18 protein-coding genes are annotated in these 19,510 nt (G+C 70.3%); 11 read left to right on the forward strand and 7 right to left on the reverse strand.

The window, feature by feature from the left end; genetic code table 11:
• Positions 1-183 precede the first annotated feature (183 nt).
• Genes EJK15_RS00260 through EJK15_RS00275 form a run of 4 tightly spaced genes read left to right on the forward strand, consistent with a single transcriptional unit; the run spans position 184 to position 3,507 of the window.
• Positions 184-1,236 (forward strand): ABC transporter substrate-binding protein, encoded by a 1,053-nt coding sequence (locus EJK15_RS00260; RefSeq protein ID WP_138708282.1) that lies wholly within the window; start codon positions 184-186, stop codon positions 1,234-1,236.
• Positions 1,233-1,985 carry an ABC transporter ATP-binding protein gene (locus EJK15_RS00265; protein WP_138708283.1) on the forward strand — a complete coding sequence of 251 codons (753 nt, stop codon included), beginning with the start codon at positions 1,233-1,235 and terminating at the stop codon, positions 1,983-1,985. Before EJK15_RS00260 ends, EJK15_RS00265 begins: the two co-directional genes overlap by 4 nt.
• A complete protein-coding gene (locus tag EJK15_RS00270) occupies positions 1,982-2,731 on the forward strand; it encodes an ABC transporter permease (protein ID WP_138708284.1) in 750 nt (249 codons plus the stop codon). Before EJK15_RS00265 ends, EJK15_RS00270 begins: the two co-directional genes overlap by 4 nt.
• Positions 2,728-3,507: an ABC transporter permease gene (locus EJK15_RS00275; protein WP_240776668.1), complete on the forward strand. Its 780-nt coding sequence runs from the start codon at positions 2,728-2,730 to the stop codon at positions 3,505-3,507. Before EJK15_RS00270 ends, EJK15_RS00275 begins: the two co-directional genes overlap by 4 nt.
• Positions 3,508-3,871: 364 nt before the next feature.
• On the opposite strand, the gene EJK15_RS00280 is transcribed toward EJK15_RS00275, so the two are convergent.
• From EJK15_RS00280 to EJK15_RS00290, 3 genes are all read right to left on the reverse strand, one after another.
• Complete coding sequence (locus EJK15_RS00280) at positions 3,872-4,660, reverse strand: CAP domain-containing protein (RefSeq protein WP_138708285.1); 789 nt, start codon at positions 4,658-4,660, stop codon at positions 3,872-3,874.
• A gap of 186 nt (positions 4,661-4,846) precedes the next feature.
• Positions 4,847-6,391, reverse strand: a complete 1,545-nt coding sequence (dacB, locus tag EJK15_RS00285; RefSeq protein WP_138708286.1) for a D-alanyl-D-alanine carboxypeptidase/D-alanyl-D-alanine endopeptidase — start codon at positions 6,389-6,391, stop codon at positions 4,847-4,849.
• Between the two features lie 120 nt (positions 6,392-6,511).
• On the reverse strand, positions 6,512-7,063 hold the full coding sequence (locus EJK15_RS00290) for a DUF1707 and FHA domain-containing protein (RefSeq protein ID WP_138708287.1): 552 nt from the start codon (positions 7,061-7,063) through the stop codon (positions 6,512-6,514).
• An 86-nt stretch (positions 7,064-7,149) separates the two neighbouring features.
• On the opposite strand from EJK15_RS00290, the gene EJK15_RS00295 reads away from it, so the two are divergent.
• The 3 genes from EJK15_RS00295 to EJK15_RS00305 are packed head-to-tail and all read left to right on the forward strand — an operon-like array spanning position 7,150 to position 10,942.
• The gene (locus EJK15_RS00295; RefSeq protein WP_138708288.1) at positions 7,150-7,674 is read left to right on the forward strand and encodes a PadR family transcriptional regulator; all 525 of its coding nucleotides are present in this window, start codon (positions 7,150-7,152) and stop codon (positions 7,672-7,674) included.
• A complete protein-coding gene (locus tag EJK15_RS00300; RefSeq protein WP_138708289.1) occupies positions 7,671-8,351 on the forward strand; it encodes an ABC transporter ATP-binding protein in 681 nt (226 codons plus the stop codon). Before EJK15_RS00295 ends, EJK15_RS00300 begins: the two co-directional genes overlap by 4 nt.
• Positions 8,348-10,942, forward strand: coding sequence for an FtsX-like permease family protein (locus EJK15_RS00305; RefSeq protein WP_138708290.1), 2,595 nt, complete (start codon positions 8,348-8,350; stop codon positions 10,940-10,942). Before EJK15_RS00300 ends, EJK15_RS00305 begins: the two co-directional genes overlap by 4 nt.
• On the opposite strand, the gene EJK15_RS00310 is transcribed toward EJK15_RS00305, so the two are convergent.
• Positions 10,902-12,317, reverse strand: coding sequence for an MFS transporter (locus EJK15_RS00310; protein ID WP_240776669.1), 1,416 nt, complete (start codon positions 12,315-12,317; stop codon positions 10,902-10,904). The genes EJK15_RS00305 and EJK15_RS00310 overlap by 41 nt on opposite strands.
• A 39-nt stretch (positions 12,318-12,356) precedes the next feature.
• The gene (locus EJK15_RS00315) at positions 12,357-13,211 is read right to left on the reverse strand and encodes a hypothetical protein (protein WP_138708291.1); all 855 of its coding nucleotides are present in this window, start codon (positions 13,209-13,211) and stop codon (positions 12,357-12,359) included.
• 244 nt (positions 13,212-13,455) lie between these two features.
• Between EJK15_RS00315 and serA the strand changes: the two genes are divergently transcribed.
• The 4 genes from serA (at position 13,456) to EJK15_RS00330 (ending at position 18,218) form a co-directional block, all read left to right on the forward strand.
• Complete coding sequence (serA, locus tag EJK15_RS00320; protein ID WP_138708292.1) at positions 13,456-15,045, forward strand: phosphoglycerate dehydrogenase; 1,590 nt, start codon at positions 13,456-13,458, stop codon at positions 15,043-15,045.
• A gap of 561 nt (positions 15,046-15,606) precedes the next feature.
• A complete protein-coding gene (locus EJK15_RS69985; protein WP_171074019.1) occupies positions 15,607-15,759 on the forward strand; it encodes a hypothetical protein in 153 nt (50 codons plus the stop codon).
• Between the two features lie 94 nt (positions 15,760-15,853).
• Positions 15,854-16,900 carry a 3-isopropylmalate dehydrogenase gene (locus EJK15_RS00325; protein WP_138708293.1) on the forward strand — a complete coding sequence of 349 codons (1,047 nt, stop codon included), beginning with the start codon at positions 15,854-15,856 and terminating at the stop codon, positions 16,898-16,900.
• A gap of 220 nt (positions 16,901-17,120) precedes the next feature.
• Positions 17,121-18,218, forward strand: a complete 1,098-nt coding sequence (locus EJK15_RS00330; RefSeq protein WP_138708294.1) for a branched-chain amino acid aminotransferase — start codon at positions 17,121-17,123, stop codon at positions 18,216-18,218.
• On the opposite strand, the gene EJK15_RS00335 is transcribed toward EJK15_RS00330, so the two are convergent.
• Together EJK15_RS00335 and EJK15_RS00340 are read right to left on the reverse strand one after the other, a co-directional pair.
• Positions 18,215-18,757 carry a Uma2 family endonuclease gene (locus tag EJK15_RS00335; RefSeq protein ID WP_138708295.1) on the reverse strand — a complete coding sequence of 181 codons (543 nt, stop codon included), beginning with the start codon at positions 18,755-18,757 and terminating at the stop codon, positions 18,215-18,217. The genes EJK15_RS00330 and EJK15_RS00335 overlap by 4 nt on opposite strands.
• A gap of 84 nt (positions 18,758-18,841) precedes the next feature.
• Positions 18,842-19,486 (reverse strand): O-methyltransferase, encoded by a 645-nt coding sequence (locus EJK15_RS00340; protein ID WP_138708296.1) that lies wholly within the window; start codon positions 19,484-19,486, stop codon positions 18,842-18,844.
• Positions 19,487-19,510 lie beyond the last annotated feature (24 nt).

The raw sequence follows: 19,510 nt of genomic DNA on the forward strand, positions 1-19,510 counted from the left end.
TGGAGGGATCTACGGTCCTCACGCTGCCCTCTCGTAGGGACCTACAGGCTCGGCCAGCGGTTTTCCGCACTTCCCCGTCAATGGAGAGCCGCTCGGCGCACTGCCCCAAATCACCGTCACACGACGGTAATAATCCCTGGATAGCGTCCTGACCTGCATGTTCACCGCCGCTCAAGGAGAATTATGGCTACCTTCGACCGCCGTGCGTTCCTGCGGACAACAGGTCTGGCCGGCCTGGCGCTCGGTCTGGCCGCCTGCGGTGACGGCGGCACGACCACCACCACGTCCTCCGGCGGCGACGGGTTCGGGGCGGTGAAGCTGCAGCTCTCCTGGAAGAAGAACGTCGAGTTCGCGGGCGAGTACTTCGCCGACAGCAAGGGGTATTTCACGTCGGCCGGGTTCTCCCAGGTGGAGCTGCTGTCCGGCGGCGGCTCCGGCACCTCGGTCGAGTCCGGCCTGGCCACCGGCCGCTGCTGGGCGGGCCTGTCCGCGCCGACCATCACCGCCCCCGCCATCCTCCAGGGTGCCCCGCTGAAGATCGTCGGCGCGACCTTCCAGAAGAACCCGTTCGCCATCGTCTCCCTGAGCAAGAACCCGATCGAGCAGGCCAAGGACCTCGTCGGCAAGCGGATCGGCGTGCAGGACTCCAACGAGCTGGTCTGGAACGCGCTGCTCAAGGCCAACGGCATCGACCCGGCGAGCGTCAAGCGGGTGCCGTTCCAGTCCGACCCGTCGATGCTCACCTCCGGCCAGCTCGACGGGTACGTCGGCTTCGTCACCAGCGGCCCCGTACGGCTGAGGATGCAGGGCCACGATCCCGCGTACCTGCTGCTCGCCGACGCCGGACTGCCGCTCGTCGCCGAGACGTTCACCGTGACCCAGCAGACCATCGACAGCGAGCGCGACAAGCTCAAGGCGTTCCTGACCGCCGAGATCAAGGGCTGGAAGGACGCCGTCGCCGACCCCGCGCGCTCCGCCGAGCTGGCCGCCACCGTCTACGGCAAGGACCAGAACCTCGACGTCAAGGAGCAGACCGAGGAGGCCAAGATGCAGAACGAGCTCGTCGTCACCCCCGACGCCAAGGCCAACGGCCTGTTCACGATGACGCCCGAGCTGATCGAGCAGAACATCGCCTCCCTCGCCAAGGCCGGGCTGAACATCAAGGCCGAGCAGCTGTTCGACCTGACGATCCTGGACGAGATCTACAAGGCCGACCCGAGCCTGAAGCCGTCATGAGCGGGATCAGCATCACCGGGCTGAGCAAGACCTTCGGCAAGGGCCTGACCGCCGTCGACGGCGTGGACCTCCAGACGCCGAAGGGCTCGTTCCTGTCGCTGCTCGGCCCGTCCGGCTGCGGCAAGTCGACGGTGCTGCGCATCCTGGCCGGCCTGGAGGAGCCGACCAGCGGCGAGCTCCGGGTGAACGGCGAGACCCCCGAGGAGCTGCGCCGCGGTCACCATCTCGGCATCGCCTTCCAGGACTCGGCGCTCCTGGCTTGGCGCAGCGTCGCGGCCAACATCCGGCTGCCGCTGGAGGTCGCCGGGATCAGGCCGGAGCCCGGCGTGATCGACGACCTGATCAAGCTGGTCGGCCTGGAGGGGTTCGAGAAGGCCAGGCCCGCCGAGCTGTCCGGCGGCATGCGCCAGCGCGTGTCCATCGCCCGCGCCCTCGTGGTCAAGCCCAGCGTGCTGCTGCTGGACGAGCCGTTCGGCGCCCTCGACGAAATGACCAGGCAGCGGCTCAACCTGGAGCTGCTGCGCATCTGGACGGAGAAGCCGGCCACCACCTTGATGGTCACGCACGGCATCGGCGAGGCCGTCTTCCTGTCCGACGTGGTCGCCGTCATGAGCCCCCGCCCCGGGCGCGTGGTGGAGCTGGTGGAGATCGGCCTGCCGCGCCCGCGTACGCCCGGCATGATGCGCATGCCCGAGTTCCACGCCATCCACGACCACCTCACCGACCTGTTGTTCGGGCACGGCTCATGAGACGGGCCCAGGGCCTGGCCGGTGTCGTCGCCCTCGTCGGGCTCTGGTGGCTGCTGGCCGTGACCGTGTTCGCCGGCGGGGGCGCGGTGCCCACCCCGTGGGCGGTGCTGGCCTCGATGGGCCAGGACGGCTGGGCCTTCTACGGCCCGAACGCCGCCGCCACCGTGTCCGCCGCGGTCCAGGGCTTCCTGTGGGGCAACGGGCTGGCCATCGGCGTGGCGCTGCTGGTGCTGCTCGTGCCGCGGCTGGAGGCCGTCGCCACCCAGCTCGCGGTGATCAGCTACTGCGTGCCGCTGCTGGCCATCGGGCCCATCGTGCTGGTCGTCTTCGGCGGCGACGCCACCGTGGTGTTCCTCGCCGCCATCTCCGTCTTCTTCACCACGCTCATCGGCGCCCTGCTCGGGCTGCGCTCCGCCGACCGGGCGAGCCTCGACCTCATCACCGTGTACGGCGGCGGCCGCCTCGCCAGGCTCCGCTACGTGCAGATCGTCTCCGCCCTGCCCAGCACGTTCGCCGGGCTGAAGATCTCCGCGCCCTCCGCGCTGCTCGGCGCCGTCATCGGCGAGTACCTCGGCAGCAACGACCAGGGGCTCGGCGTCTCCCTGATGATCTCCCAGCAGCAGTTCCAGGTGCCGCGCACCTGGGGGCTCGCGCTCGTATCCGGCCTGATCGCCGGGCTCGGGTACGCCGCCGTCGCGCTCGTCGCCCGCGTGGTCACCCCCTGGTCGAGAGGCGAATCACCGTGATCGGCCGCACCGTGCTGAGGATCGTCGGGCCCCTCGTGCCGTCCGTGGTCATCGTCGTGGCCGCGTGGTGGCTGCTGCTGGAGGCGTTCGGGATCAGCCCGCTCGTGGGGAAGCGGCCGCCGCAGGTCTGGGCGTACCTGACGGGGTCGGCCGCCCACCGGGAGGCCGTGTTCGGCGCGCTGGGCATCACGATCAGGGACGCCGCCGTCGGCTTCGCCTCGGGGATGGTCGCCGCCACGGCCGTTGCCGTGGTTTTCGTGCTGTTCAGGACCGTCGAGCAGACGTTCATGCCGGTCGCGATGCTGCTGCGGTCGGTGCCGCTCGTGGTGATGACCCCGCTGATCACGCTGATCTTCGGCCGGGACCTGATGGGCGTGGCCGTCATCGGCGGCATCGTCGTGTTCTTCCCCGCGCTGGTGAACATCGCCTTCGGCCTGAGGTCCGCCTCCCCGCAGGCCGGCGACCTGATCATGGCGTACGGTGGCACGCGCCTGACCGTCCTGCGCAAGGTGGCCGTGCCGACCGCGATGCCCTCGGTCTTCGCCTCCGCCCGGATCTCCGTGCCCGCCTCCATCATCGGCGCGCTCATCGCCGAGTGGCTGGCCACCGGGCAGGGCATCGGCGCCGAGATCCTGCGGGCGATCGGCGGGTTCCGGTACGACGAGGTGTGGGCCGACATCGTGGTGGTCACGGCCGTGTCCATCCTCGCGTACGCGGTGGTCGGCGTCGTCGAGTCCCTGGTCCTGGCCCGCTTCGCCGATCGCCGCCCCTCGTGACGTGAACCCGATGCTCGGCCCGCACACCCCGCGCCCCGTACGCGCAGGGTGGCCGCGGGACGACCGGCACGGCACCGAAGGCGGCGGCCGGTGGCCGAGCCCGTCCTCATGGGCCGGCGCGCGGGTGTGGCGCCCGCCCCCGAGCCGGGTCGGGGAACGCCGGGCGGGAAGGGCAGGTGCGGGCCCGGAGAAGGTGAACGGAAGTGCGGGGCCGGCCCGGAGACGCCGGGCGGAAAGGCGGGCCCGGCCGCGGTCCAGTGTGCGGGGGGAGACGCGGCCGGGCCCGCTGGGAGGGGAGCGCTTGGGCGTGCGGTGGGAAACCGGCTTGGGGTGTGGCCGGTGAAGCCCTGCGCTCCCGTGGCTCTCAGTGGGCGCCGAAGTCCTGTGTCCAGGTCGGGCCCTTGGCGTTGTGCCCGACGCCGATGTGGGTGAAGGCGCAGTTCATGATGTTGGCTCGGTGACCGGGGCTGTTGAGCCAAGCCCTGACCACGGCGGCGGCGCTGGGCTGGCCCTTGGCGATGTTCTCGGCCGCCCTGGTGAAGGCGAAGCCGGTCGCCCGGATGCGCCGGTCGAACGTGCGGCCGTCGCGCGAGTCGTGGTCGAAGTAGTTGTTCGCCGCCATGTCCGCCGAGTGCCGGTCGGCGGCCAGGTGCAGCTTGGCGTCGTGGACGAGGGGGCGGCAGCCGTTCTTGGCCCTGGCCTCGTTGGTGAGCTTGACGACCGCCGTCTCCGCCGCCGAGGCGAAGCCCCCGCTCGCGGCCGGGCGCCCGCACGACAGCTTCACGGGGCGCGACTGGCTGGTCCGGCCCTGCGCGTCGAGCGCGACCACGTAGTAGCGGCGCGCGGTGCCGGAGCAGCCGGCGCCGGCGGTGATGCGCCCGTTGCCGACGATCTGCGAGCCGCTCTTGACGACGCGGTCGGGGCCCGTTACGGCCACCGTGATGCGTACCCGGAGGCGGGTTTTGTCCGCGCATCCGGTCCTGACGGCCGAGCCCCGTACCTTGCCCTTGGACACGAGCGGCTTGACCGCGACCACGCGGCACGCCTGCGTCGCGGTCTGCGGCTTCGCGTTCGCCGCCTGCGCGGCGGGCGCGGGGAAGCTCAATGCCGCCAGACTCCCGAGACAGGCCAACGCCTGGAGCTGTCTGCGCATTTGTCCTCCGGTTGAGGGCTCGACACTGCGTCGAATCCGCATTCTGGTCCTCCAAAGTCGGCCATGTCCCGAAAAGTCGACCCATACCTGGAGCTCCAAGTGGCCGAATTGTGATGGGACACGCGCCGAGCTCGGTAAACCATAGCGGCCCCCTGGACGTCAGAGGGCCGCGGGGTCAGCGGGTGGCTAGCACTGTACGGGCTTCAGCCACGAGCACTCGAGGTCGCCCGCCGGGGCGTCGTCCGCCGAGCGGAGCTGGGCGGCGGCGCCGACCGGGTTGGCGCGGGAGAACTGCGCCAGCCGGACGGCGATCTTGTCCTCGATGTCCTTCGGCGAGCCGGACAGGTACTGGTTCAGCATGATCGAGAAGATCAGCGGCTCGCCCTCGGCGCTCGTGACGTACCCGGACAGCGACGTCACGCCGGTCAGCGAGCCCGTCTTGGCGTGGACGTTGTTCGCGGCCGGCGTGTTCCGCATCCGGCTGCGCAGCGTGCCGCCGACGAAGCGGTCGGCGTTGCCGGCGATGGGCAGGGACTCGTACCAGGTCTGGAACCACGGTTTGCCGCGTACGGCGGTCAGCAGCTGCGCGATCGAGCCGGGCGAGAACCCGTCGCGGCGCGACAGCCCGGACCCGTCCCGCATGTTGATCACCTGAACCCCGTTGGCCTTGGCGAAGTCGGTGCTGACCTTGAGCCCGGCCGCCCACGTGCCCTGATCGGCGGCCTTGCGGCCCATGGCCTTGGTGAGGATCTCGGCGTGGATGTTGTTGCTCAGCTTCATGAACGGCACCAGCAGCTCGCCCAGCGTCATGGACTCGTGCCCGGCCAGCTCCTTCGCCCCTTCCGGCGTCGCGCCCGCCGCGGTCGGCCCGAGCACCTTGACGCCGTGCTTGGCCAGCGACTTGCGGAACAGCGAGGAGACGTACGCGGTGGGGTCGTCCACGGCCACCCACTCCTGGTACGGGGCGGCCACCGTACCGGTGATCACGACCGTCCGCGTGCCGTGCTGCCGCTCGATGAGCACGTTGGTCGCCGAGCCCACGGTGGCCTTGTTGACGATCTTCAGGTAGTCGGTCTCCGGTGTCGTGGACACCTTGACCTTGTCGCCGTCGGCGGCCACCGCGACGATCACCGAGCCCGCGTCGTAGTCCCGGTCGGGTGAGGCGGTCAGGGCGGAGATGGGCGCCGCGTAGTAGGCGGTCTCGTCGTCCCACGACCAGTCGTTGCCGAGCCGCTGGGAGTCGAACCAGGTGTCGTCGGCCACCAGCTTGCCCGTGACGACCTTGATGCCCGCGGCCGCGACCTTCGCGGCCAGCGCGTCGTAGTCCCCGGCCAGCATGGTCGGGTCGCCGGTGCCGCGCAGCACCAGGTCGCCGGTCAGGATGGAGCCGGTCTTGCGGCCGGTGTTCAGGACCGTCGTGGGGAAGCGGTAGTCGAGGCCGAGCGTCTCCGCCGCCGCGGCCGAGGTGAACAGCTTGGTGTTGGACGCCGGGATGAGCAGCTTGCCGGCGTCGGTGGCGTACAGCTCCTCGCCGGTCGCCGCGCTCTTGACCACGACGCCCGCCCTGGCGATCGTGAGCCGCGAGTCGCTGAGGATCTGGTTGATGTCCTGGGTCAGGTCCGCCACGCCGGCCGAGGGTTCGAGGGCGACAGCGGGGGAGGACGGGCTGGACGCCCACGCGAGGGCCGCGACGAGCGCGCCCGCGACGAGGGAGGCTGAGGTGCGCCGCATGGGGTCTCCAAAGGACTGGGGGATCGCATGAGAGCATGGATCAGCGCAGTCAGCCTGTAATCCGCAAATATCCGTATTTATCGCTTCATCGCATCCGCCGGTACGCCACGGCGCGCGGCATCAGAAGGACGGCTGGCCCGACGTCAGCAGGAAGCCGCAGTCGCCGAACGAGATCTCGTCGCCCGACTTCACCCGGGCGGGCCCGACGAGCCGCCACCCGTTCAGCCGTGTGCCGTTGAGCGACCCCAGATCGACCAGCAGCCACCCGCCGTCGCCCTCGCGCCGCAGCTCGGCGTGGACCCGGGAGACCGTCAGGTCGGACAGGACGAGGTCGCAGGCCGACCCCCGGCCCACCACGTAACGCAGGCGATCGTCGTCGGGCAGCGCCAGCCGGGGCAGCCGCGGCCGCCGCCAGGCCGACTGCAGCTTGGTGGAGAACTCCGACACCGACGCCACCGCATCGGTCAGCCGCTGCCTGATCGTCTGCCGCCGCGGCAGGTCGGCCACCAGCTCGTCGAGCTCGTAGCGGCTGCGCGCGCGCAGCGCCTGGTCCACGCGGCCCACGAAGGTGTCGTGCGAGATCCGGCCCTCTACGGCGCGGTCTTTGAGCTCGTCGATCGCGCGGTCACGTTCCCCGTCGGATGCGCGAAAGGGCGGGTGTGTCGAGCTCATGTAGCGAGTATCGGCCCGAACCTCGTCCCCTGTCCAGAATACGAATCAGTTGCCAAGGGCATACCCGGTATGCATACTCAGTATCCATGTCGATCAGACACGGACTGCTCGCGTTGCTGAGCAGCGGACCGCGCTACGGCTACCAGCTACGGGTGGAGTTCGAGGCGTCGACGGGGGCGACCTGGCCGCTCAACATCGGCCAGGTCTACACGACGCTCTCCCGCCTGGAGCGCGACGGGCTCGTAGCGCCGGGAGGCACCGACGAGCAGGGCCGCGCGGTCTACACGATCACCGAGGCCGGTCGTACGGAGCTGGAGCGATGGTTCAGCACCCCTGTCGCCCAGAACGACCGGCCTCGGGACGAGCTCGCCATCAAGATCGCGATGGCCGCGGCCGGCGCGGACGTCGACGTGGCCGAGGTCATCCACACCCAGCGCATGGCCACCATGCGCGGGCTGCAGGAGCTCACCCACGCCAAGCGGGCCGCCACCGGAGGGCTCGCGCAGCGGCTGGTCCTCGATTCCCTCATTTTCAAGGCCGAGGCGGAGCAGCGCTGGCTGGACCACTGCGAGGTCGTTTCCACCGAGAAGTCCAAGGAGAAGAACTCATGACTGTGGTGAGGTTGCGAGAGGTGACCCGCGAGCACGGCCAGGTGCACGCCCTGAGGGGCGTGAGCCTGGAGGTGTCGAGCGGGGAGCTCGTCGCGGTCATGGGCCCGTCGGGCTCGGGCAAGTCGACGCTGCTCAACCTGGCAGGCGGCCTCGACAGGCCCACTTCCGGCAGCGTGACGATCGAGGGCCGCGACCTCGCCGAGGTGAAGGACCTGGCCGCCCTCAGGCGCGGCAGCGTCGGGTACGTCTTCCAGGACCTCAACCTGATCCCGTCCCTCACGGCCGCCGAGAACGTGATGCTGCCCAGGGAGCTCGACGGCGTCCGATCGGCGCGGGCCCGGACGGAGGCGCTGACCGTGCTGGCCGAGGTAGGGGCCGAGGCGGTCGCGGAGCGCTTCCCCGAGGAGCTGTCCGGCGGACAGCGCCAGCGTGTGGCCATCGCCAGGGCGCTGGTCGGAGAGCGGCGGCTGCTGCTGGCCGACGAGCCGACCGGCGCCCTCGACACCGCCACCGGCGACGAGATCCTCCAGTTACTGCGCTCCCGCTGCGACGACGGCGTGGCGGTGCTGCTCGTCACCCACGAGCCGCGCTACGCCGCCTGGGCCGACCGCGTGATCTACCTGCGTGACGGCCTGATCGCGGAGGCGAACGCCGTGCGACTGGAGAGCGCCCGATGAGCGCCTTCCGCGCCGCGCTGCGGATCTCCCGCAGGGACGCGCTGCGCTTCAAGGGCCGCACCGCGCTGATCATGGTGATGATCGGCCTGCCCGTCCTGGTCATCACGGCGGTGCTCACCGGCGCCGCCACCACCCAGGTCACCCCGCAGGAGAAGCTCGACTCCCTGCTGGGCTCGGCCGACGCGCGCCTGATCACGCTCCCCTTCCGCACCCCCGTCAAGCAGGGCTACGCGGGCGGGACCCACACGCAGCGCGACGCACCGCGCTCCGGCCGGCCCTGGACGCCCGCCGAGATCAACACTCTGCTCGAAGGACGCCTGCTCCGCTACCAGAACAACGTCGTGGAGGCCCGCCTGGGCGACGGCTACGACCGGGTGGACGTGCTGGAGGTGGACCTGCGCGACCCGATGACCCGTGGCCTGCGCGAGCTGAAAGAGGGCAGGTTCGCCGCCGGCCCCGGCGAGGTCGCGGTCTCTCCCGAGCTGGCCGATCGCGGCGCGCGGGTGGGCGGCACGATCAAGGTGACCCGGCAGGACAAGCCGGTGCGTGTGGTCGGCGTCGTCCAGCACCCGAACCGGCCCGGCCTGCCCGAGCTGGTCGCCCTGCCGGAGACCGTGCTGCCCCACCAGAACGATGGCAACAGCAGCGGCTGGCTCGCCGATACGCCCGGCCCCGTGGAGCGGGCGGACATCCGGCGGCTGAACCAGGCGGGCCTGGCCGTCGCCTCCCGCGCCGTGACCGAGAACCCCACGCCGGCCGAGCTGGCCGAAGACGTATGGGAGCCGGACGGCGGCGCGCGCGCGGCGGCCTCGCTCGGCATCGCCGTCGTGCTCATCGTCACGGAGACCGCCCTGCTGGCCGGGCCCGCCTTCGCCGTCGGGCTGCGGCGCAGGCGCAGGGAGCTGGCGGTCATCGCGGCACAGGGCGCCTCGGGCCCGCAGCTCCGGTCCATCGTGCTGGCCGACGGCCTGGTGCTCGGCGGCGCTGCCGCGCTGCTCGGCGCCGCCCTCGGCATCGGCGCTGGCGTGCTGGTGGAGTCCGCCGCGGCCCGCGCGCTGGACTGGTCGCACGGTCCCGTGGACGTCCCGTGGCGGCAGGTGCTCGGCGTGGCGGCCTTGGGCGTGGTCAGCGGGCTGACCGCCGCGCTGGTGCCCGCGCTGCAGGCGAGCCGGCAGAGCACCGTACAGGTGCTGGCCGGGCGCGCCGCCGTGGACACGCACGCGCGCGCCGGCCGTCCGCTGCTCGGGCTCGCGCTGGTGGTGCTCGGGCTCGGCGCGAGCTTCGTGGCCGTGCGCCACGGCATCCTGTCCGTCGCGGCCTCGGCCGCGATCCTCGTACTGGGCCTGGTCGCGCTGATGCCATGGTTCGTGCGCGCCACGGGCCGGCTCGCCCGGTCGCTGCCGCTCCCGCTGCGCCTGTCCGTCCGCGACGCCTCCCGCCACCGCGTCCGCACGTCCTCCGCCGCCGCGGCCGTCATGGGAGCCACCATGGCGGCGGTCACCATCGGCATCGGCGTCAGCAGCGCTTACGCCGAACGCGAGGCGAACCGCTCATCGCTCGTGCCCACGGGCACCTTGACGGTCAAGGGGCGCAACCTGGACGACCAGGGGTGGTCCCGGCTGCGGGCGGCGGTCGAGCGGAGGCTGCCTGGAGTGAGCCTGGTCGCCGGGATGGAGGCGATGAACGACCAAGGCGGCAACGTGATCCTGACCGTTGCCTGGAGCCCCGAGAAGTGCCCGGACAAGAAGAGGTGCTATCCGCCCGACCACTACAGCATGCCCATGCCGATTGGCGACGAGCGGCTACTGTCCTTCCTCCAAGGACGCCATGACGCGCAGGCCGCCGCGGCGCTGGCGGAGGGCAAGGTCGTGGCGTTCGATCCCGAGCTGGTTCACGACGGCATGATCGAGCTGGACACCCGGGCATGGGACGGCGAGCGTCCGCGGCGGGCCACGACGGTCAAGGTGCCGGCCGTGGTGTCCAGCGCGGCCGAGCCCGCGCAGACCGGCGCCCTGATCCCGGCGTCGGCCGTGGAGGCCGCCGGGCTCAAGGTGGCCGAGCGCGTGGTCTACGCCTCGCACCTGCCCGCCGACGAGGAAGGTCTGCGCCGCGACCTCAGGGCCGTGAGCGAGATCGCGTCCGTCGACGTGGAGCGCACCTACGATGAGGACCTCTTCGTCACCCTCTTTGTGCTGCTGGGCGCGGCGCTGGTCCTGGTGTTCGGCGGCACGTTCGCGGCCACCGGCCTGGCGGCGGCCGACATGCGCCAGGACCTGGACACCATGTCGGCGGTCGGCGGGCCGCCGCGGGTCCGCAGGCTCGTGGTGGCGGCCCAGGCCGCGTACATCTCGGGCCTCGGCGCCCTGGTAGGGGTGGTCGGGGGCGCGGTCAGCGGCATCGCGCTGACCTGGCCGCTGACCCGGATGAACGACCGGGAGCCGGGGGAGGCCTTCTACGACCCCGGCCCCACCACGATCTCCATCCCCTGGCTCTTCATGGCCGGGGTCGCGATCGGGTTGCCGTTGCTGGCGGCGCTGGTCGCCGGGGCGTTCACGCGGACGCGTCTTGCGCTGGCGCGACGGGTGGCGTGAGGCGGTACTTCATTGATATCAGCACCGACGCGAGGATGATCAGCGCGGGGACCATGGTCTGCCCGATGAGGACCGCGGTCACCGCGCTGTCCGGCTGCTGGACCGGCTTGCTCGGCTCCGACTCGATGAAGCCGCCGATCGACAGGATCACGCCGAAGATCAGTGCGCCGGATGAGCTGACCGCGTTCTCGATGGCCGTCCACAGCCCGGTCAGCACGCCCGCCCGCCGCTTGCCCGTCTTGGCCGCGTCCGCCGCGATCACGTCCGCCAGCATCGAGAACTGCATCAGCTGCACCCCCGCGTACCCGACGCCCACCAGCAGGATCGTCAGGTGCGCCCACACGGCGCCGAACAGCGGCGTCGCCATGGTCGCCGTCGTGCCGCCCCCGAACAGCAGCGCCGCCAGGATCATCGCGCCGCGCTTGTCGAACCGCCTGGCCAGCCGCACCCACAGCGGCATGGTCAGCAGGATCGGGCCCACCAGCGCGGCGAAGAGCGTCTGCGTGGCCTGGGGCGTGCCGAGCGTGTAGGTGGCGAAGTACGGCGCCGCGGCCAGCATCATGCTCACGGCCAGCATCTGCGTGCAGGCCAGCACGGTGAGCCACAGGAACGGCCGGTTGCCCTTGATCGCCGCGAACTGCTCGCGCCACCCGCCCCGGTCCGCCTCCGGCGCGCCGGTCATGGGAGCGCGGGCGGTGCCGAAGAAGGAGCCGAGCATGGCGGCGAACAGGATGACCGCGATCGTGACCGCCATCACCCGGTAGCTGCCCAGGGTGCCGTTCTCGCCCTCGCTGTTGGCGATGGCCGGCGCCAGCACGCCACTGATCGCGGTGGCCACGCCGATGAACACCATCCGCCACTGCAGCAGCGACGTGCGCTCGTGGTAGTCGTGCGTCATCTCGCCGGGCATCGCCTTGTACGGCACCTCGAAGAGCGCGTAGGCCGTCGCCGTCGCCAGGAAGCACAGGCCCACGTAGGCGGCGGCCGGGGCCCCGGTCAGCGGCGGCCCGGCGAACACCAGGAAGAACGCGATCGGCAGCGTGCACGCCCCGGCCAGCAGCCACGGCCGCCGCGGACCCCAGCGCGAGACGGTCCGGTCCGACCACCGCCCGACCAGCGGATTGATGATCAGGTCCCAGACCTTGGGCGCGGTGACCACCACCCCGGCCAGCCACGCGGGCACGGCCAGGAAGTTGGTCATGTAGTAGAGCAGGAGCAGCCCGGGCACGGCGTTGACCGTGGCCGTGCAGAACGAACCCACGCCGTAGCCGAGGCGCACGCCTCGGGGGACGGTGGGCGTGCTCACCGCCGATGTGATCATGCTCTCATTGAAGCCGAGCGAGAGCTTGCTCAGGGAGACCCAGTTTTCGCGCATGCGCCAGGGGACCCGGTCGCCCCGGCCCCTGCCGGTCCGTCAGTCGCACACGTCGGCGCACACCACGTGGGCGCCGATCTCGATCATCCGTCGCTCGCTGCGCGTGTCCGCCACCCTGGCCATGAGGATCGGCGCCCCGCTGGCCGCGAACTGCGGGAGCCGCGCGCGCACCAGACGGTGCAGGTCGCGTACGACGTCCTCGGCGGCCGACATGTGCACCTTCACGTGCAGCATGATCCCCGGAGCCCCGGACGCCGTGCGGGCCTCGGAGATCCAGACGTGGTGCACGAGCGGGAAGTCCATGAGCAACTGCGCGATCGCCTGCCGCAGCGCGGGCAGGATCGGGTGCGTGCACCGCCGGTAGCCCGGGTCCACCTGCTGCATCGGCCCCGACAGGTGCGGCCGCGGCGCGGGCACCCACGGGAACGACGGCGCCTGCGGGCTCGGGGGCGCCACCTGGGCCAGCGCGGCACCGCGTGACACGGTGGCCATCGCGCCCGTCGCATAGGCGGCCGGCACCGCCCCTGACAGGACGGGAGTCGGCCCCGTGCGCGTCGTAGTGAGGAAGCGCTGGAGGTCGTCGATCGGCACGGCAGCGGCGGCTGGTCCGGCCGCGTCGATCACGATCTCCCGCACGCCGGTGACGCGCTGGATGTCCAGGATGGTGTCGGCGTCGCACGCCGACAGGGAATGGCTTCCGCGGTGCCTCGCATAGGTAGCGGGGCTCGTGTATCCGAGCAACACGCGGTCACCGGCTTGGGTCGTCCCGAGGACGACCGAACGATCTGGTCGCACTGCCACCAGGACACCACCGTCGGCGAGAGCGCCCAGCAGGCGATGGGGCGTGCCATGCTGGGCGAGCACGTCGGCAAGCGCAGGATTCCCGATGCTCATATGACGAACGATAGGTAGTTGGTCACGGCTTATCAGGCTAATGGCTAATAAATCTCCCGATCAAGACAAAGATGGCCGCAGAGTGGATGAGTTTGCCGCCTGCTGGGTACGGCGGACCTGTCTCACATCGTGGGTCCCTCGTGAACGCGTTCACAAGCGACGGATAGACTCTGTGGGACCGCTGGGGGATCCGTGGGATGTGTCCCCCGAAAGACCCGCCGCAAGCCCCTAAGGATTCACACCTGTGAACAAGCCCGTCGTTCTGGTCGCAGAGGAGCTGTCCGAGGCCGGCCTCGCCGTGCTCGGCGCTGATTTCGAGGTCCGCCACACCGACGGCGCCGACCGTTCCCAGCTGCTGCCCGCCCTCGCCGACGTGGACGCGCTGATCGTGCGCTCCGCCACTCAGGTCGACGCCGAGGCCATCGCCGCGGCGACCAAGCTGCGGGTGGTCGCGCGGGCCGGCGTCGGCCTCGACAACGTCGACGTCGACGCGGCCACCAAGGCCGGTGTCATGGTCGTCAACGCGCCGACCTCCAACATCACCAGCGCCGCCGAGCAGACCATCGCGCTCATCCTGGCCAGCGCGCGCAACACGGCCCAGGCCCACGCCGCGCTGAAGAACGGTGAGTGGAAGCGCTCCAAGTACACCGGCGTCGAGCTCGACGAGAAGGTCGTCGGCATCCTCGGCCTGGGCAAGATCGGCCAGCTCGTGGCACAACGGCTGCAGCCGTTCGGCGTCGAGCTGATCGCCTACGACCCCTACCTGCCGCCGGCCCGCGCCGCGCAGATGGGCGTCAAGCTGCTCAGCCTCGAAGAGGTGCTCAAGCAGGCCGACTTCATCACCGTCCACCTGCCCAAGTCCAAGGAGACGCTCGGGCTCATCGGTGACAGGGAGCTGCACCAGGTCAAGCCGTCCGTCCGCATCATCAACGTCGCGCGCGGCGGCATCGTGGACGAGGCCGCGCTCTACTCGGCGATCAAGGAGGGGCGGGTCGCGGGAGCGGGCCTCGACGTGTTCTCCAAGGAGCCGTGCACCGACAGCCCGCTGTTCGAGCTCGACCAGGTCGTCGCCACGCCGCACCTGGGCGCCTCCACCCACGAGGCGCAGGAGAAGGCCGGCACCCAGGTCGCGCGGAGCGTGAAGCTGGCGCTGGCGGGCGAATTCGTGCCGGACGCCGTCAACGTGCAGGGCGGCGCGGTGGCCGAGGACGTCAAGCCGGGCCTGCCGCTGGCGGAGAAGCTGGGCCGCGTGTTCACCGCGCTGGCCGGTGAGGTCGCCACCAAGCTCGACATCGAGGTGCGTGGCGAGATCGCCTCGCATGACGTGCGGGTGATCGAGCTGGCCGCGCTCAAGGGCGTGTTCGCCGACGTGATCGAGGAGCAGGTCACGTACGTCAACGCCCCGCTGCTGGCCAAGGATCGCGGCATCACCGTCGAGCTGGTGACCAGCTCGGAGAGCCCCGACTGGCGCAACGTGGTCACCGTGCGCGGCGTCCTGGCCGACGGCCGCCGGGTCTCGGTCTCGGGCACCCTCTCCGGTCCCCGCCAGATCACGAAGATCGTCGAGGTCAACGGCTACGAGATGGAGATCGAGCCGACGGCCCACCTGTGCTTCTTCACCTACACCGACCGTCCCGGCATCGTCGGCGTGGTCGGCCGCATCCTGGGCGAGCGGGGCATCAACATCGCCTCGATGCAGGTGGCCCGCGACGTCAAGGGCGGCAAGGCGCTCATCGCGCTGACCGTCGACTCCGCGATCCCGGCCGACGTGGTCGAGCAGATCGAGGGCGAGATCGGCGCGGAGAGCGGCCGTTCGGTGGACCTCGAGGACTGATCCTCTGGCCTCTTGATCAGACAGGGCCGTCACCCGGAGCGTTCCGGGTGGCGGCTTTTTCTTGTCTCAGGATGCGAGATACTAGGACATCCAACGAGATGGCTCAGGTAGTGTAACTACAAATGCGCCAGGTGCTCGTACTCATTACCTGCCGCGGCGGGGCCTGTTAGGGCAGGTCGACGACTCGCCGCGGTGAGCGGCGTTGTGTCGGCCGGTAAGTCCCATCGTTCGGTCCGTGATCCGGACCGCGAGATCAGGCCCGGTCGGATTCGCGACCGGGGTCCGACGTCCCATCTGGAACGCGTCCGCGAAACGAGATGAGAGCCATGTACGAGATGTATGCCTGGAACCGTGCCGAAGACCACGACGACGAGGCCGCCGAGGCCGTGCAGACCGCGCTGGACCGCCGGGACAACGGCGGCGCGCCTCAGAATTCCAGCCAGTGAAACCAGTAGAACCGAGTAGAACCCAGTAGAACACTGCCGTCCGCTTCATCCGCGGCAGGGCCTTGGCGACCCAGGCCGCGCCCTATGGACCCCTGACGGCTCCTCGAAGCCGTCGATGCCGAACGCGCGTCCGGTCACGTTCCACGATGGCCCGCGGCAGCGCGCGGCCCTCGGCCGGATCGAGGTAGTGGAGCAGGCCCTCGGCGACGACCAGCGCCGGAGCGTCGCCCGGGACCTGCTCGAGCCATTGCAGGTCGGTGACCGATGAGCCGATGCGGCGACCTCGCGTCGAGCTCCGGCCACTTGTCCGAAACATGAGATGATGTGTTCGTCAGTCGAGACGAGCCGGTAAGGTACCGCCCATGGAGTCGCGTAATATCCGCTTGGCCGTCATCCCCGGGGATGGCATCGGCACCGAGGTCGTGGCCGAAGGACTCAAGGTCCTGGAGGCCGTAGGCACGAAGATCGAGCCCACGCACTACGATCTGGGCGCCGCCCGCTACCACCGCACCGGCGAGACGCTGCCGGACGCGGTGCTCGAGGAGCTGCGTGGCTACGACGCGATCCTGCTCGGCGCCGTGGGCGACCCCAGCGTGCCGCCGGGCATCCTCGAGCGCGACCTGCTGCTCCGGCTCCGCTTCGAGTTCGACCACTACGTCAACCTGCGGCCGGTCAAGCTGTTCCCTGGCGTGGAGACCCCGCTGGCCGACACGCCCGCCGAGGACATCGACATGATCGTCATCCGCGAGGGCACCGAGGGCCTCTACGCGGGCACCGGTGGCGCCATGCGGCGCGGCACACCGCACGAGATCGCCACCCAGGAGTCGCTCAACACCGCCTACGGCGTCGAGCGCGTGGTGCGCTACGCGTTCGACAGGGCCATGGCGCGGCCGCGCAAGAAGCTCACGCTCGTCCACAAGACCAACGTCCTCACCTACGCGGGCGACCTGTGGCAGCGCACGGTCAACCGCCTGGCGCAGGAATACCCCGAGGTCACGACCGACTACTGCCACATCGACGCGGCCTCGATGTTCTTCGTGACCCAGCCGGAGCGGTTCGACGTGGTCGTCACCGACAACCTGTTCGGCGACATCATCACCGACCTCGGCGCGGCCATCGCGGGCGGCATCGGGCTGGCCGCGAGCGGCAACATCAACCCCGAGCGGATCTCGCCCAGCATGTTCGAGCCGGTGCACGGCAGCGCGCCCGACATCGCCGGGCAGGGCAAGGCCGACCCGACCGCGACGATCCTCTCCGTCGCGATGCTCCTCGACCACCTCGGCCTGCACGCCGAAGCGGGCAGGGTCGAGCAGGCGGTCGCCGACGACATCGTGGACCGGCTGGCCGGCTGGGCGGGCCGCACCACCCACGAGATCGGTGACGACATCACCGCGCGAGTATCCGGTTAGGACCGCCTAGCCTCAAACGCGCCCGGTGGTCCGAGAAGGACTGCCGGGCGCGTTTTTGCGTGCAAGCGGGTGAACCAGCCCATGGGCCGCTTGCCATCCCATATAGCGAGACAATAGGAAGTACAAGCTGCCCCCGGGCAGTGCTACCGCAGCATCGTGGATCCGCAGATCCGCAGGATTCGGTAGATTTCGCAGATTCGCAGAGAGAAGGATCGCCGTCATGACCATCGCTCAGAAGCTCAGCTTCGACGTGCAGCTATCCGACCACGCTCGCACCGCGGCCGAGCGCGAGCAGGTACTGGCGAACCCGGGATTCGGGCAGACCTTCACCGATCACATGATCTCGATCGACTACACGGAGGGCCAGGGGTGGCATGACGCCCGGCTCATGCCGTACGGACCGCTCTCTCTCGATCCGGCCACCTCGGTCTTCCACTACGCGCAGGAGCTGTTCGAGGGCCTGAAGGCCTATCGCCAGATCAACGGCTCGATCGTGACGTTCCGCCCGTACGAGAACGCCGGCCGCTTCAACCGCTCGGCCGCCCGCATGGCCATGCCGGAGCTGCCCGAGGAGACCTTCGTGGACTCCCTCGAGCTCCTCGTCGCGACCGACAGGGAGTGGGTGCCCACCACCGAGGGGCACAGCCTCTACCTGCGGCCCTTCATGATCGCCACCCAGGCGGGGCTCGGGGTCAACTACCCGTCGAAGACGTACAAGTACATGGTGATCGCCTCGCCGGCGGCCTCGTACTTCACGGGAGGCATCAAGCCCGTCTCGGTCTGGCTGTCCACCGAGTACACGCGGGCCGCCCCCGGCGGCACCGGGTTCGCCAAGTGCGGCGGCAACTACGCCGCGGCGTTCGTCGCCCAGCGGCAGGCCGTGGAGAACGACTGTGACCAGGTGGTGTGGCTGGACGCCCAGGCCCACGAGTACGTCGAGGAGATGGGGGGCATGAACCTGTTCTTCGTCTTCGGCAACAAGCTCGTCACCCCCGCGCTGACCGGCACCCTGCTGCCCGGCATCACCAGGGACTCCATCCTGGAGCTGGCCGACGACCTCGGCCTGGAGACGGAGGAGCGCCTCATCTCGGTCGACGAGTGGCAGTCCGGGTGCGAGTCCGGCGACCTGACGGAGGTGTTCGCCTGCGGGACGGCGGCCGTGGTGACGCCGGTCGGCTCGGTGAAGGGCGCCGACCGCGCCTGGACCGTCTGCGACGGCACCCCCGGGCCGGTGACGATGCGGGTGCGCGAGGAGCTGGTCGGCATCCAGTACGGCGCCCGCCCCGACCCCCGCAACTGGATCCACAAGATCGTCTAGTCCAGCAGTTCCCCGGTGTCGAGGGCGAATCCCCACGGAGCGGGCAGCAGCAGCCGCTCGCCCGCGCCCGCGACCGTTTGCCTGCCGTATTCAGGCCCGGCGGGCTCGCTGAACAGCCGCACCGCGTCCTGGAACGGATCGATCAGCAGATAGAGCGGCACGCCGGCCGGCGCGTAGCCGCGCGGCTTGACGAAGTAGTCGTCGTAGGTGCTGCTGGTGGAGACGACGTCCACCAGCAGCACCGTCGAATCGCCGTGCACGGCGTGGTCCTCCTCCATGCGCGGCGAGCAGGGCACCACGGCGAGGTCGGGCACGTACTGGTCGGCGTGTTCACCCAGGTAGACGGTGATGTTCGGCCAGATCTCCCAGCCCCGCGCGGCGACCGTGCCGACGATCTGGAACAGCAGCCGCGACATGATCCGGTTGTGCTGCCAGGTGCCCGACTCGTTCACCACGATCCGGCCCGCGGTTCTTTCCACCCGATGTTCGGGGAGCAGATCGCGAACCGTGCGGAAACGCTCTTCGAGTGGCCTGACCATGCCGTCGTCCTCGCGTAGTCGTGAGATGACTCAGCGTATTCCGGAAGATCGCGCGAAGGGCTGATTTCGCGAACCTGGACGGGATCAGTTCTTCCTGATCATCGTCATCCCGTCGGCGACCGGCAGCATGAGCACGGTCACCCGCGGATCCTCGATCACCAGGTCGTTGAACTGGCGGATCTCCACCGTCGTGGCCTCGTCGTGCGCCGGATCGGCCACGTACCCCCTCCGCAGCGTGTTGTCCACCACGATCAGCCCGCCGGGCCGCATGCGGTCCATCAGCAGCTCGTAGTAGCCGGGGTAGTTGCCCTTGTCGGCATCGAGGAAGGCCAGGTCGACGGTCTGGTCGAACGCGGCGAGCGTCTCCAGCGCCGGCCCCAGCGTGAGCGTCACCCGGTGGGCCACGCCTGCCTCCGCCCAGTAGCGGCGGGCGATCGACGTCCACTCCTCGCTCACGTCGAAGCAGTGGAGCCGGCCGCCCGACAGCCCGCGGGCGATGCACAGAGACGAATATCCGGTGAACGTTCCCACCTCCACGGCCACGGCGGGCGCCACGAGCTGGGTGATCATGGTGAGAAAGACGCCCTGGTCGGGGGAGATCTGCATCTCCGCCCTCTCGCCCGCGACCTCGGCCGTCTCCTTCGCCAGCTCCTCCAGCAAGGGGTCGGGCTTGGTCGAGTGGTCGTGGACGTACTGTGCGACGGCGGCGTCGAGGAGGTATGCCTTCATGCGGCCATTGTTTCCGTTTCAGGT

The organism is Nonomuraea basaltis (assembly GCF_005893125.1).
Taxonomy (GTDB): Bacteria; Actinomycetota; Actinomycetes; order Streptosporangiales; family Streptosporangiaceae; genus Nonomuraea; species Nonomuraea basaltis.

Bases quoted from the DNA above. Each gene is read 5' to 3' on its own strand.
- EJK15_RS00260 (WP_138708282.1), top strand. From the start codon at position 184: ATGGCTACCTTCGACCGCCGTGCGTTCCTGCGGACAACAGGTCTGGCC.
- EJK15_RS00265 (WP_138708283.1), top strand. From the start codon at position 1,233: ATGAGCGGGATCAGCATCACCGGGCTGAGCAAGACCTTCGGCAAGGGC.
- EJK15_RS00270 (WP_138708284.1), top strand. From the start codon at position 1,982: ATGAGACGGGCCCAGGGCCTGGCCGGTGTCGTCGCCCTCGTCGGGCTC.
- EJK15_RS00280 (WP_138708285.1), bottom strand. From the start codon at position 4,660: ATGCGCAGACAGCTCCAGGCGTTGGCCTGTCTCGGGAGTCTGGCGGCA.
- dacB (WP_138708286.1), bottom strand. From the start codon at position 6,391: ATGCGGCGCACCTCAGCCTCCCTCGTCGCGGGCGCGCTCGTCGCGGCC.
- EJK15_RS00290 (WP_138708287.1), bottom strand. From the start codon at position 7,063: ATGAGCTCGACACACCCGCCCTTTCGCGCATCCGACGGGGAACGTGAC.
- EJK15_RS00295 (WP_138708288.1), top strand. From the start codon at position 7,150: ATGTCGATCAGACACGGACTGCTCGCGTTGCTGAGCAGCGGACCGCGC.
- EJK15_RS00300 (WP_138708289.1), top strand. From the start codon at position 7,671: ATGACTGTGGTGAGGTTGCGAGAGGTGACCCGCGAGCACGGCCAGGTG.
- EJK15_RS00305 (WP_138708290.1), top strand. From the start codon at position 8,348: ATGAGCGCCTTCCGCGCCGCGCTGCGGATCTCCCGCAGGGACGCGCTG.
- EJK15_RS00310 (WP_240776669.1), bottom strand. From the start codon at position 12,317: ATGCGCGAAAACTGGGTCTCCCTGAGCAAGCTCTCGCTCGGCTTCAAT.
- EJK15_RS00315 (WP_138708291.1), bottom strand. From the start codon at position 13,211: ATGAGCATCGGGAATCCTGCGCTTGCCGACGTGCTCGCCCAGCATGGC.
- EJK15_RS69985 (WP_171074019.1), top strand. From the start codon at position 15,607: ATGCCGAACGCGCGTCCGGTCACGTTCCACGATGGCCCGCGGCAGCGC.
- EJK15_RS00325 (WP_138708293.1), top strand. From the start codon at position 15,854: ATGGAGTCGCGTAATATCCGCTTGGCCGTCATCCCCGGGGATGGCATC.
- EJK15_RS00330 (WP_138708294.1), top strand. From the start codon at position 17,121: ATGACCATCGCTCAGAAGCTCAGCTTCGACGTGCAGCTATCCGACCAC.
- EJK15_RS00335 (WP_138708295.1), bottom strand. From the start codon at position 18,757: ATGGTCAGGCCACTCGAAGAGCGTTTCCGCACGGTTCGCGATCTGCTC.
- EJK15_RS00340 (WP_138708296.1), bottom strand. From the start codon at position 19,486: ATGAAGGCATACCTCCTCGACGCCGCCGTCGCACAGTACGTCCACGAC.